Annotated in this window: 9 protein-coding genes; 1 reads left to right on the top strand and 8 read right to left on the bottom strand. The window is 45.8% G+C overall.

The window, feature by feature from the left end; genetic code table 25:
- Positions 1 to 16: 16 nt before the first annotated feature.
- The 8 genes from WC882_03275 to WC882_03240 all read right to left on the bottom strand — a co-directional run bounded on the left by WC882_03275 (position 17) and on the right by WC882_03240 (position 12,083).
- Entirely contained in the window at positions 17 to 625 is a 609-nt protein-coding gene (locus WC882_03275) for a nitroreductase family protein (GenBank protein MFA5842669.1), read from the bottom strand.
- 3 nt (positions 626 to 628) lie between these two features.
- Positions 629 to 1,351, bottom strand: a complete 723-nt coding sequence (locus WC882_03270; protein ID MFA5842668.1) for a hypothetical protein — start codon at positions 1,349 to 1,351, stop codon at positions 629 to 631.
- A gap of 19 nt (positions 1,352 to 1,370) precedes the next feature.
- Positions 1,371 to 3,716 carry a UvrD-helicase domain-containing protein gene (locus WC882_03265; GenBank protein MFA5842667.1) on the bottom strand — a complete coding sequence of 782 codons (2,346 nt, stop codon included), beginning with the start codon at positions 3,714 to 3,716 and terminating at the stop codon, positions 1,371 to 1,373.
- A gap of 48 nt (positions 3,717 to 3,764) precedes the next feature.
- Positions 3,765 to 4,925, bottom strand: a complete 1,161-nt coding sequence (locus WC882_03260; protein MFA5842666.1) for a L,D-transpeptidase family protein — start codon at positions 4,923 to 4,925, stop codon at positions 3,765 to 3,767.
- 110 nt (positions 4,926 to 5,035) lie between these two features.
- Positions 5,036 to 5,482: a transcriptional regulator NrdR gene (nrdR, locus tag WC882_03255; GenBank protein MFA5842665.1), complete on the bottom strand. Its 447-nt coding sequence runs from the start codon at positions 5,480 to 5,482 to the stop codon at positions 5,036 to 5,038.
- Positions 5,483 to 5,573: 91 nt separating this feature from the next.
- Positions 5,574 to 8,573 (bottom strand): hypothetical protein, encoded by a 3,000-nt coding sequence (locus WC882_03250; GenBank protein MFA5842664.1) that lies wholly within the window; start codon positions 8,571 to 8,573, stop codon positions 5,574 to 5,576.
- A 97-nt stretch (positions 8,574 to 8,670) separates the two neighbouring features.
- Entirely contained in the window at positions 8,671 to 10,878 is a 2,208-nt protein-coding gene (locus WC882_03245; protein MFA5842663.1) for a hypothetical protein, read from the bottom strand.
- A gap of 74 nt (positions 10,879 to 10,952) precedes the next feature.
- Positions 10,953 to 12,083 (bottom strand): deoxyguanosinetriphosphate triphosphohydrolase, encoded by a 1,131-nt coding sequence (locus WC882_03240; protein MFA5842662.1) that lies wholly within the window; start codon positions 12,081 to 12,083, stop codon positions 10,953 to 10,955.
- A gap of 224 nt (positions 12,084 to 12,307) precedes the next feature.
- Here WC882_03240 and WC882_03235 point away from each other — a divergent pair, with 224 nt between their 5' ends.
- Positions 12,308 to 14,029, top strand: coding sequence for an S-layer homology domain-containing protein (locus WC882_03235; protein MFA5842661.1), 1,722 nt, complete (start codon positions 12,308 to 12,310; stop codon positions 14,027 to 14,029).

The raw sequence follows: 14,029 nt of genomic DNA, 5'->3' as shown, positions 1-14,029 counted from the left end.
TTCTCTGGGATTTTTTTTATTCAATCCATTTTTGCACTTTATTGAAATCGCGATCCGGCTGTTCTTGAGAACTGTCCATGGCCTCATACCCAAACACCATTCCAAACATTAATTCTTGGTCTTTTTTCATTCCCACATTGAGTAATTCCAAACGATCAATATATCGAGCGTACCCGATGATGCAGCTCGCGATGCCTTGTTCTTTGGCATAAAGGCACATATTTTCGGCCATCAAGCCGCAGTCGATGGGGGCGTATTCATTGCCTTTTTCAACCACAACCAAAATCAAACACGCGGCTCCATAAAAAACCGTATCTTCTTTGAGCTCCAGTCTTTTTTTGATGCGATCCACACGTTCTTTGGAACCGAAATAATTCACCGCATCCGAGGCTTGGGCTCGTTTTTCAAGATAGTTTTGCGCGGAAAAACTCAGCCGGTTGATGGTCTCGCGATCCGTGGTCACAATAAAATGCCACGGCTGATGATTATGCGCCGAAGGGGCAAGACATCCGGCCTCAAGGATGGCTTGGATTTTTTCTTTAGAAAGCGGGTCGGGTTTATACGAACGCACCGATCGGCGAGAGCGCATGAGATCCAGTAGGTCCTTTTTTAATAAATTTTTCATTTTTTATTCATTCAAATCAAATACAAGCGTTTCACTCTGAGTATAATTCATATCAAAAACAAAAAAAGAACTTGTGACGGCAGGCAGAGGGGAATTTTGCAGTTGCATGGTTAAGGATTGTCCGGGGGGAACTTCAAGCATCCAAGAGGATCCGGTAAAAGGGGCGTAAAGTTGACCATAAACACCAAACCAATCTATGAGGTAGGTTTTTATTTTGCAAGTAGAGGTGCCGACAATCGATTCATTTGGGTCAATTTCCATTGGGAATTCTCGTTTAAAATTCAAAATATCCATGGGTTCATCTGTCCCCACAAGAGTGGAAACATCTTGATCTACGGCAAGGGTAGCCTGGTCAAAAGTGAAAACTCGAGGAGTATAAGCACTGTTTGTCGGGGTCATTGTACAGGACTGGGTGGCACTGCCATACGCCGCACAATTGAAATCAGTTAAAGTCATGGTGTTGTCCTGTTTAAGAATGGTTCCGCCCTCCACCGGGAAATAAAGTTGAATTTTAAAATTTCCGGAGGGGGCACAGACAACAGCCCCTTCATTTTCTTTCGATTGAGAGGCCCATTGAGTGGGGTCCACCTTAAGGGTAACGGTCCCTTCCAAAACCACTTTTCGATAAGTCTCGTTGCTGTAATCCGGAGTATCGGTCCCCTCTTCTCCGCATCCCAAAAATCCCAGCGTTAAAATCAACAAAGAAATCAATAATAATTTTTTCATTTTTTATTCATTAAAAACATTAAAGTTTCTTCAGCGGCGCTACAGACAGCGCTAATTTTTTCACCCCCACCGCGCGGTTTTTAAATGCAATGGTCGCGATTCCTCCTTTCAGGCCCACCACCACGCCTTCACCGTACATTTTGTGTTGAACGCGATCTCCGGAATCCAGTGCGGATTCTTCAAGGCCAAATCCTCCGATTTCTTGGCTCACCTCTTTGTACTCCGGCTCCGCATCCGGATAAAAACCAAATTCGCTTTCTCGCGGCACTCGTTTAAGTCCGCCGCTTTGATACATGGATAAAATTCCATCATTTTGTTCCAAAACTTTTTTCAACGTAGACCCTTCGCGTTCGATCAATTCTTCCGGAATATCTTCCAGGAATTGCGACGGCGCATTGGATTTAACCGTGCCGTACAAAAGCCGATTTTCCGCATAAGAAAGATAAACGCGCTCCATGGCCCGGGTCAGGCCCACATACATCAAGCGGCGTTCTTCTTCGAGTTGTTGCGGCTCAAAAAGACTGCGTGAATGAGGGAAAATCCCTTCTTCCAATCCACACAAAAACACATACGGGAACTCCAGCCCCTTGGCTGAGTGCAAGGTCATGAGTGTGACGGCATTGGTTCGATCATCCACTTGGTCGAGGTCGGTGATGAGCGCCACTTCTTCCAAAAACGTTGCCAAAGAAATTCCGGGTTCGAGTGCATCGTATTTGCTCGCCACGGAAACCAACTCTTGTACGTTTTCAAATCGCGCCTCGCCTTCGGGCGTGCCATCCAACAAAAATTCCTTGTATTTGCTTTCCGCGATTAAGTGTTTAATCACCCCGGACGCCGGGTATTGTTGATTGAGAATTGTAAGCTTTTCCAATAATTTAATAAACAATTTGAGGGTCGAAATTTTGACGTCGCTCAACGCGGATTCATTCCCTAATAAAGCCTCGACTTCTTTGATCACCGAGAACAACGGCATATCATTTCTCGAATGGCTCAATTCATGAAGTTTCTCAAGCGTGGCAGGTCCGATTTTTCGTGCCGGGATATTGATGATTCGAAGCAAACTCACATTGTCCGCCGGATTTTGAATCAAACGAAGATACGACAAAACATCTTTGATTTCTTTGCGTGCGTAAAATTTAACGCCCCCCACCACGCGATACGGAATGCCGTGGCGCATCAGCGTTTCTTCCAAGATGCGAGATTGCGCATTGGTGCGGTATAGGAAGGCAAAATCGCTATACGAAGGAGTCTCATGGGAACGAATCACATGTTCAATTTCGCGCACCAGCAATTCCCCTTCTTGTTTTTCATCGCGCGCCTCAAAAATCTTGATTTTTTCACCGGCCGTGCGCTCGGTCCATAAGGTTTTATCCGTGCGTTTGTGATTTTTTTTAATGATCGCATGGCTCGCATCCAGAATCACGGATGTGGAACGATAATTCTGCTCAAGCTTGATGGTTTTCGCGTCCGCATAATCCTTTTTAAAATCGAGAAGATTTTGCATCGTGGCTCCGCGCCAACTGTAAATGGATTGCCAATCATCCCCGACCACGCACAAATTGCGATATTTGGCCGCCAACTCACGAACCAGTATGTATTGCGCATGATTGGTGTCCTGATATTCGTCCACGCAGATGTATCGAAATCGCTCTTGGAGTTCGGCAAGTACGTCGGGTTGTTTTTGAAAAAGTTCAACCGTCTTCATTAAAATATCATCAAAATCGAGGGCATGATTTTGAGCGAGTCGTTTTTGATAAATCGGGTAAAGTTGAGCCACTTTTTCGGAAAAATACGTGTGAGATTGATGTTGATATTGTTCCGGAGTGAGGAGTACGTTTTTGGCGCCGGAAATATGCGAAAGCACGGCCTTGGGCGCGGTTTTTTCGGGAGGAATTCCGAGCTCTTTCATAATGGTTTTAATCAAAATTTCACAATCGGTTTCGTCGTAAATCGCAAATTGATTTTCAATGCCGAGCAAGTGGAGATATTTTCGTAAAATCTGAACGCACACCGAGTGAAAAGTCCCCATCACAGGCAAGTCCGTGCGATAAAATCCGGCCCCATGCCCTTTAATGGATTCCATGATCGCCTCCGCTTTTTCGTGCCCGTACATCAAGTTGAGAACGCGTTTTTTCATCTCTCCCGCGGCTTTATTCGTAAACGTGACCGCCAAAATATTGGCCGGCAAAATACCTTTTTCCTTGATCAAATACGCGATGCGATGCGTGAGAGTTCGCGTTTTCCCGCTCCCGGCGCCGGCAATCAAAAGCACAGGCCCATCGGTCGCCAAAACCGCTTCTTGTTGATTCGGGTTTAAGCCTTCAAGAAGAGGAGAAATCGGAGTTTGAGAAGAGAGTGGGTCCATAAGTGGGCCCTAATATAACACATAAATATCATAAAACATGAGCCAAAATTATCGATATATATTCAACGGCGTTCCCACTTCCCCAAAGTTATACACAACCACTGCGTCATCCGGGAGCATTCGAATACACCCGTGACTCACAGGTACGCCGATATGAGACAGCGCTTCTTCCCAAAAAGTCCCGCCATCGCTTGCCAGGTACGGAAGCGCGTGCAACCCATGTCCGTACGACGTGAATTGTTGAAAATACGGCATGCGATAATGAGGGGATTCGCCTCCGATGCGCAATTCTTGTTTACTTAAAATTTTCCAATTGCCGGTTGGGGTCGGGGTGTTTGATTTGCCGGTTGAAACCCTGAGAGTATACACGGCTTGATCCCCGAATTTGAGCATCATGGTCTGTTCGGAAAGGTCCACTTCAATGGATTTATCTCCGGTCACACTGCGAGTATCCGTGCTCACGCTTTTCATGAATTGAAGTTTATATTCATCGTCCTCTGTGGCGGTTCCCACTCGGACATCCATCGGAAATTCCGTGTCAACGAACCAACTCACGCCTTCCGCCACCAAGTTAAAATATTCGCGATAAATGGATTCATCGGCCGGCGCAATGGAATTGAACGCAAAGATGGCGGTTTCTCCGGGACGAACCGAGTCTTCGATCATTTGAATGCGATTCGTGCCCAGCCATCCTTGGTCGGTGCCGCGATAAAAAAAGCGGCTGGCGCGATCTTGTTCATTGAAGGTGCCCAAATTGACTATGGTTTTGTCCGGACAGTGGCTATTGGCTCCGAACCAAGTTACGTTTCCCGTGTTTTCAACATAAATTTCCACACGAAATTCTTCCCCGGGTTGAATGGCATCGGACATTTTTACTTCCGTGATGGTTGCCGTGTAGGTGGCGGCTTCGCCTTGCAAGTCATCGGTTTCAAGACAAACGGCCTTGAGCCCGGTTTTGGTCTCATCTTCTTGGAGCGCCAGCGGATCCGCATCCGCGGCATTCAAGGTTGTGAATCGATATGGCGAACGGCGAACCCCTAATTTATAAGAATCACTAAAACTAAAAGAATCCGTTTCAAAATTATGAGAAAATTTAGTGGCGGAAACAGAACCTTGATTGGAATCCGAGCTTCGAAGATTCATCTCACCCACAGCTAATCCGATAGTGAGGGATAAAATCGCGAGAAAATGCCAATTTCTTTTATTCATATCTAATGGTTTGATTTTGGTTTCGGAGTGGGCATGTTTTATAAATCCAACCTGTAGAATTTATATTTCTACATATTATACACTAAAAGAGAAGCTTAAGGCAAATTTTTTTAATCCAATAATTTTGATAATTCCGCTTTGAATGACTCCACATCTTTGAATTGTCGGTACACGGACGCGAATCGGATGTACGCCACTTCATCGAGGGTTTTAAGCGCTTCCATCAGGTGTTCGCCAATGAGTTTTGACGGGATTTCTTTGCCCAGCGAACTCCAGCCGTCTTCGAGATTGTTGAGCAACGCTTCCACTTGGGCTTCGGTCACCGGGCGTTTTTCGCACGATTTCCAGACGCCGGATTCGATTTTTTGGCGTTGGTATGGCTCACGAGATCCGTCTTTTTTGATCACGATAAAATTGGAGGTCTCGATTTGTTCAAACGTGGTGAATCGGAACCCGCATTTTTCACATTCGCGGCGGCGGCGAACCTCGCGGCCTTCATTGGTGTCGCGGGAATCGATCACGCGCGTCTCGGCTTTTTTGCATTTGGGGCAGAGCATGGCCGGATTATACGGGAAAATGAGGGCGAGGGCGAGCAGGTTTAAAAAGCCGCCTCGAGGGGAGGCGGCTTAAAAAGATGTGTGAAGTTTTTTAGGCGGCGATTTTTTCTTCTTCTTTTTCGTCTCCCTTTAATTCCTTCCATTTTTTATTCAAAAGCGCAGTCATGACATTTAAATCTTTTTTCGGGAAAATGTTTTGAGGGATGGAAATATCATCATTAAATAATTCAAAGTTTTGAGAAAAACGAATGTCATTTCCTGCAATATAAAAGGGGCCCTCGGGATGTTTGTCTAAATCATCCGGCGTTTTACCCTTCCATTTTTCAATCACGGAAGTAGCCCAGGCTTCCATGGTTACACGTCCCTTTTCTCCCACCGCATTGCGATGAGCAAGGGTTTTATATTCCTCATTTTTTTGATTCGCGATTGTGGAAAGAGTTGCTGTAGGAGCAAGATAAGGGACGGAAGTCCCAGCCACTGCGCTTAATGAAGGTACCCCAGGAAGATCACGGATGAATCCATCCGCGACTTGATTTGCAAATGCATCTATCCCTGCTTCAGCGAAACCAAGATTTGGAGTTGGTGCTGGCTCTGTTGGCACAGTAGCTCTTGCCCCTCTTACAGCACGCCCAAGAAGAAGCGCCGTTAATACGGTATGAATACTTTCACCGGCACGGAAATAACCACTGTCATGAACCGATCCGGTGCCTTCGGAACCGACCAAATATTTAAGTCCTCCAATAAAAGAATTATTTTCAAAAGCCCATTTATACATCCCTTTACTAAAGGCGGGCGCCTTGTCGCCTGCTATTTTATTAGCAAGAAAAATAGAGGGCCCAAGCACAACGGTTTTTAAGACCCCATCCCAGATAACATTGGTGAGGGTTTGAGTCAAAGTATTATTATCGGTAATTTCACGAGCATGGTTCCATCCCTCTCCTAATGTTTTATCACCAAAAACAACATCATATACATTTTTAGCCTGAGAGAGAGGAGTAACGGTCAAAGCCATGGGTATTCCTATTACAACTCCGGCACCCAACTTTACCAACCCTTCGGCTCCGCGTGCAAATCCGAGTAAGGGTGCAACAATTTTTCTCCCCATTCCTTTCTCAGCCCATTCCACGGTACTCATTTCATCCAAATCAAGGTTGAAAAACGGGATTGCTGAAAGCCCTCGACCAAGATAGCTGGCTTTTTTGCTCGTGGCATAGCCTTCGACCTTTTGGCCCAATTCATCCATTTTTTGTTCAAAGGTGCGTTCCGCTTGATATGTCTCATCCTGAGCCGTACGCATTTCCTTTAAGGCATCCCGTCTCATTTCAAGAGTGGAGGATTTATCATTGAATTTATTTTGAGCATTTGCGAGTTTTAAAGAGGCTTCATCAAGAACTTTCGCTTCGGGGAGATTGGCGATTTGTGTATCGGGAGGATTCCCGCCCAAAAACCGTGCATGATAAATATCGTCGCGGATTCGATCAAAACCGGCGGAAATATTGCCGAAAAGTCCTTTGCCTGCCAGCCATCCACTCAATGGGTGGGCGGCTTGGCTGGAAATTTGCCCCTGTAAAAATGAAGCATTTTCATCCAAGGTAATCCCTGCGGCGGCCAAGCTTTGCGTGATTTCCGGGAGGGTTCTATTTCCATTGAAATAAATGGAAACCGTTTCTTCAATCACGGCACGATCGGCTTCTCCTTTTTCAATGGCTTTGGTCATTTGTTCCAATGCGGCTTTTTGTTTATCCAAGGTCTCCGCAGAATTGAATTCTTTTAGAGCGGCCTCAATAGCGGCCGGTGTTTGTTGCAAGGCTTCGTATTCCGGCCCGAGTTGTTCCTTTAATTTTTCTTCTCCCCCCGGATAAGCGGCCTTGAGAGCGTCAACCTTTTCAGTATAATCGGCTCTCTTTTTCTCAATTTCTCCCGCTTTTTCATACACCTCTTTATAAGACGCCAGCTCCGGCATTGCCTGTTCAGCCAATGCTGTTTTAAGGGCTAGGCCTTCTTTCCTGATTTGATCGATCGGCTTTTTATCCGCAATCGCTTTTGTAAATGCATCAAAATCGGTTGTAAGTTTTCCGTCGCGAGCCGTCAATCCCGCCTCTTCCACTTTTTTAAATGAAAAAGCGCCCACTTTTCCCTCCTCAATCAGAGGACGGAAATCGCGCACTTGTTTACGGTATTCATTTAAGGCTTTTTCCACTTCGCCCGAAAGTGTTTCCATTTCTTTCTTTTCTTTTTCCGCTTTTTCTCGCGCCAACTTTTCCTCGGGGGTTTCAGGTGTTCTTCCGCCATCGGGAATAACCCCAGCTCCTCCTTTTAAGGCATTGGAGAGTCCATCGTTGATTTTTCCGGCATTAGTGTCTGCATCGTCAACGTCTTCCGGTTTTTTCGGAACAACGCCACCTTTATTCGGATCGGTTTCCGCAGGCGTCTTGGGGGGTTGCTTAGCCTTATCGTTTTCATTTTCGTCTGTGGCCGGGGGATTCCCGATTCCGGTCCCTCCTCCGGTGGAGGATCTTCCACGGCCCTTTTTTTTGCGCAGAGGTTTTTGAGGTTCTTCTTTCGGTTTTCCCTCTTCTATGGCGTCTTGGAGTTCCCGCAAGGCTTTTTTCTTGTCAGCTTCGATGCTTTCTTCCGTTGTTTTTTCTCTAATGTCTTCTTTTAGATCTTTATTCACTCCGATTTCCTTCAAAAGAGTGGCTTCCTCTTTGGTCAACAACGCATCGTCCACATGACGACGTAATGTTTGTCGAAGTTGGCGTAATTTTTTCTTATATTCACGTTTCACTTGGCGGCCTTCTTTGGAGCGGAGATTCCCGGATTGATCCAGTTCGTTGTAGCGATCCTTGAGTTCTTTGTATTCTTTTAAAAATTTCACCGACAATTGAAGATTCTCTGTTACGGCTTGCTCCAGCGCTTCATCGGCTTTGCCTTTGGCGCGAGCGAATCGTTTTTCACCCCAGTCTTCCGCACGGGCGGCCTCACGACCCGCTTCACGGCGGTCTTTCCGATACTCTCGGCGTCTTTCGCGAGGGTATTGTTCGGAGCGATCCTCACCGGTTACGGCTTCATGATAGTTATTGAGTCCCATAAGGAATGATTTTAAGTTTAATTTTTGTTTTTGGAACAAAGATTCTTTTTAGGAATCTAATAATTTTAGCACAAAATGAGTCCAAAGGGAAGCGATTTTACTCCGCAAAAGGATCAATCATCCACACTTCGGACGGCACCATGTAAAACGCATACAAAACGCCACGCGTGGCATCAAAGGCAAAACGCGGCTTAACATATTGATTTTCGCTGAGCGTCATTTGGCCCAAAAGATCACCTCCAAAATCGAGCGCGTACAAGGTTTCTTCATCGTTCTTTTTGCCATTCACGGAAACGGTGAATAAAATGCCATCCTCAACATCGATGGCCGCAACACTTTGGCCATAGGTTAATTTACCGAGCAATTCAAATGTTTTGGCATCGTAGATCATGGGTCCCAAATAAATGCGGTCGTACGTTTGATCCACCTCCATTCCGTAAGGGAAATTTTCGAGAGCGACCCTGGAAATGGGATCCGAATCCGTATCAACGTTAATGGTTTTTTCAAGGGAAAAATCATTCAACCCATCGTACACAAAAAGCGTGTGCACCTCTTTGACGTAAACTAAAAGTTTGGCCAAGGGTTCATACGTTCCCACCACCAATTGGGCGGGCCCTCCCAATTCGGCATAACTCCCCTCAGTTAGGTAATCTTCAATTTCAATTTTTTTGATCACAGACCCGCTGGCCGCGTCCAGAACCATGACAATGTTTTGTTCCGGGATCGAGGCATACACGATATCGCGCGTGTAATCGTAGGCCATATCTCCCACACCATCCGTGGATCCGTCCGGAACGCCAAGGCTGTACGTGGCAGTGATTTCATTGGCTTCGGGATCAATGGAACTCACCGAACTTCCCAAAAAGTCGAACGTAAAAACTTGATTCAGGTTTTTGCTGTAGACCACTCCCACCGGCCAGGCCGATTGCACGGGAATGTCGGTAAAATCCCCGGAATTCGGATCAAAATGCATGATCGAATTTCCCCCCAACCGATTGCGGAGAAAAAGACTCCCGTCATTCGCAATCGCACCACTTTCCGTTGAACTCCCGGCCTCGATCACGGTTTCCAAAGTAAGCGTGGAAAGATCCACTCGACTGATCGAGTTATCGCCGTTATTGGTGATATAAACTTTATGGTTCACCAAATCGAGATCCATGGCTCCGTGATGAGACGGCAATTCAATCGTGCCCGTGACTTTTTTAGTGTCGCGATCTACGATCCCGATCCCTCCGCGGAAATCATTGGCCCCTTCATAATCAAATCCTTTTTCAGTTAAAACAACGACTTGATCTTGAGTCAAAGCGATTCGATGGGCATCGGGAATTTCAGAAATATCAATGACAATGGGTTTGGCCTTGAGTTGAGCCAAATCATAAACCGCAAGGCGATCGCCCTGTGTTAAAACCCATAATTCTTCCAGCACGGGATCGTAGGCTTCATCCAGGGCGCCCACGCCGCCTTCAATGGTAAAAGAGTTGATTTCTTTAAGTGTGGTCCCATCCAAAATCGTAGCTTCATAAACTCCGTTCGCATTTTTTTCCGGATAATTCAGGGTGAGAAAATTCCCATCCGCCATGGTAAAAATGGCGCCTCGATTGAGGGGAAGTGAAGCGATTTTTTCAAGGGTTTCGGAATCGTAAATATCGTACGAAGCCGTATCCGGGATCGGGAAAACAATTCGCTGATTTTTAGCATCAAAGTAGGTTGCAGAAGAAAAACCATTAGGCTCAAGCGTAAGTTGTCCCACCACTTCGAGGGAATTCCCATCGATTTTGACCGCATCCCCGTCCGTCACCACCCACACCACCCCATTGTCGCAAAATAAATCTTTAATTAAAAAGTCTCCAGCCCCCAATCCCGTGTCTACATAAGAAGTAACCTCATCCCCTTTAAACACCGCGATCGTGGAGGTCATAATCCCGGCAATGTAGCCTTGATCAAGACTTTCATCATAACAAAGCCCGTGGGTTTTGAGGGTGTTTCCTCCGGATGGGAACCCCAAATAAGCGTTCATGGAATACGTCGCTGTTTTTTCAAACGCTACTTGTCGAGTGGTCACTTCGGCCCCTTCTTCATAATTATTTTCCGCCAAGATTACCCCCGTCCATGCCGGAGCAAGAATTTCAGAAACCGCATCCCGAGAAATCGCGCCTTGTTCTTCCGTAGAATTTTCTTCCGTGATCACATCATTGGATTCGATGCGATCGGAAGTTGAGGTGTTTTGTCGTTCCAACGCCCAAAACGTCCCGCCAAAAGCAGTGAGGGCAAGTAAAAAAGCGATAAAATAATATTTTTTGGACATAAAAAAGATGAAAAGAAAGAATAAAATCCATTCAATATTAACATGAAATTTTAGGAATTCTTACAAGCGCCTCTTTACATTTCCTTCAATGATTTTTTTGCGAACTCATCCGTCATGCCGGCGATATAATCCTTAATCACAATTTCCGGCTTTTCACCGGATCGGATGAGAAGTTGCGCTTCAAGCGGGAGTTTTCCGGGATTTTTGTGATACGTTTTAAATAATTTTTCGAGGATTTTTTGGCCGTCTTGCGAACGTTTTAAAACCCGAGGATGAAAATAAAGATTTTGCATTAAAAACGATTGCATCTCTCGATTAAACTGAGCTTGTTTAGGGCTGAAAGAAATCCACGATTCGGAACTGCGATAAACATCCTCCGGAGATTTTAAATGTGCGGAGTCGATTTTTTGGGATGAATGAGCGATAAGATCTTGAATCATGACTCCGATCATTTGGCTCACAAGGCGAGACCAACGGATCGAAGGGTCGGAAATTCTTCCATAATGATTAAAAACCAATTCAGTGGCGTTTTGCCAGAGCCCAAGCGGTTCAAGGTCACGTTCTTTTAAAATTCCGGAACGCAGGCCATCGTCCACGTCATGATTGGTGTACGCGATTTCGTCCGCGAGGTTCACGACCGCCGCCTCGAGGCTCGCGCCTTTGAATTCTTTGTGATTTTGGTCCCACGGTGTTTGGTGTTTCATGAGGCCTTGTCGCACCTCAAACGTGAGATTGAGTCCGCAAAAATTCGGATACACGCATTCGAGTTTTTCAACGATACGGCGACTTTGTTCATTGTGTTCAAAACGCAGGCCGAAAGGCTGAAGCAATTGATTGAGGGTTTCTTCTCCCGCATGCCCGAAAGGGGTGTGGCCAAGGTCGTGTGCCAGGGCAATGGTTTCGGCAAGATCTTCGTTGAGACCCAGTGCGCGCGCCACATCGCGACTGATTTGCGCCACTTCCATACTGTGGGTGAGGCGGGTTCGATAATGGTCGCCATAGTGGGCCACAAACACTTGAGTTTTCATTTTAAGTCGGCGAAACGCACGAGAATGGATGATGCGGTCGCGGTCTTTTTGGAACGGGGTGCGCATCGGATCGTCCGGCTCGGAGTGTTCGCGTCCACGGGAAAACTGGCTTTTTATCCCGTAAGGAGCCAATAAAAGGGCTTCGTGTTGGAACTGGCGGTCTCGATCGAAAATCATAACCTTTTTAATCTATCTGATGAGGCTATTAAAAAAATACCTTCACAATTAAAAAAATGCTATAGTAGTCACGCAGCGCCGCAACGCGGCGCAAAGTGACGCATCCCGTATTTCTTCCCGCCTTTTTTCCCCCGAATTTTCCTTTCATTATGCAAAAAATATTTTCTTCATTTCAATCCTTACGACTTTTCTCTTTTTTCGTTCTTTTTTTATTTTCGTTTTCCATGGTCGTCCCCGGGGCGCAAGCGTTTTCATTTTTCCAAACCACCGAGGCGGCCACAGGAGAAACCGTAGTCACATTGGGCGATCTTCAAACCAACCTTGATTATCTTTTTCCGGATCCGGGTTATCTTTCCGGGCTTGAATATCATTCCACTTGGCAAGAAGTGAGTCGCAGCAATATGACCGTCACGTCCGGGATTGAGGTCACTTACGAAGCGCTTTTCGACCAAGCCCCGGAATTTGGCGATGAATTGCCTACGATCAATGCCTACATTCTTCCCATGGCCTCTGAAAATGCAGCGCAACTTCAATTCAATTTGTGGGCCGCGTCCGGCAATTTTTTGAACGGAAATTGGATTAAGAAATCCGAAGGCGCGGATTATTTTTCTTATTATACGGAGTCCGCCACCGCCAGTGATCTCATTAAATATCGGTCTCTCGAGGCCGGGAGTCTTCATTTCGTTCGCTATTACGATAATGTGATCATTATTGTAAATTTTTATCGAACCGCAGGGCAATATTTAAAAAATAACGTTTCCGCTTATCTCACGTATTTGGAAAATTATGAAGAAACGCTTTCCGTCATGAATGAATTGGGGGTGTATGTGGAAGAAGCGCTTAAGTTTTATTTGGGAAGTACATTCTCGGTTGAAGGGCCGAGCGACTACGCTTATCATGCCACGGGAGCCACTTATGGTTTAAACTTATCCGATTTGTACGGCATTTCTCGAAACGGGAATTTAACATTGGACCTCTATATCGACGACGCCTCGGAAATAGGAACCATTTTGGATATGAAAGGGAACACAACTCCAACCAGCGGTTCTTTTTTACTCAGCCTCAATGAAAATGCGGAGCTTGATTATCAATTTTACGCCCCTTCAATAGATTCCGAATGTGCACACGGAGACGGCTGGCATACGATTTCAAGCGGGACTTCGCTCGATTTATATGAATGGCAAGAAATTCAAATCGGATATGGGGCGCAAAGCGGATTGGAGCTTTATGTGAATGGGGAGAAAAAAGCAACGTGCGATGTGAGAACCTCACGCACGGCAAGTTCGGTTTATTTGGGAGATTATCCCGGGGATGGAGCGAGTCAGAGTTTCGTGGGATATGTAAAAGGGGTTGAAACGACTTTTGACGTGAATGATAATGGAGTTCGTCTCGATGACTTGGAAGGGAGCTTGATTTTTTCAGATGTGAGTGAGGCGCACGAATACGCCGAGGCCATTGAATATTTAAAAGATGAAGGCATCATCACCGGGTATGACGACGGCACATTTCGAGCGGAGCAAAAAGTGAATCGTGTGGAAATTTTAAAAATGTTGTTGTTGGGATTTGGATATGAAGTTCCGACCAACGAGAGTGTTCCGGATTTCAGTGATGTGGAAAAAGGAAGTTGGTATGTGTCGTATTTAAATTACGCGTTGAGTCTGGATATCGTTCAAGGTTATGACGATGGGACTTATCTTCCGGGGGGAACATTGAATCGTGTGGAATTTTTAAAAATTCTCACGCGCGCCTTTGGTTTGAATTTGGGCGATTATCCCATCACCGGTTTATATCCGGACACCGAAAAAGACGCCTGGTATGCAATCTATGTTCAATATTCCAAGGATAATAGGCTGATGGATGTGGATGGAGACGGCAATTTTAACCCCGGTGCTGCGGTGACGCGTGGCGAAGTGGCGGAGACGATCTATCGATTGCTTGGGAAGTAA

Source organism: Candidatus Gracilibacteria bacterium, assembly GCA_041658685.1.
Lineage (GTDB): Bacteria > Patescibacteriota > Gracilibacteria > UBA1369 > UBA12473 > JBAZZS01.
Note: the sequence above shows the minus strand (reverse complement) of the source record. Positions and strands in the feature narration are given on the sequence as shown.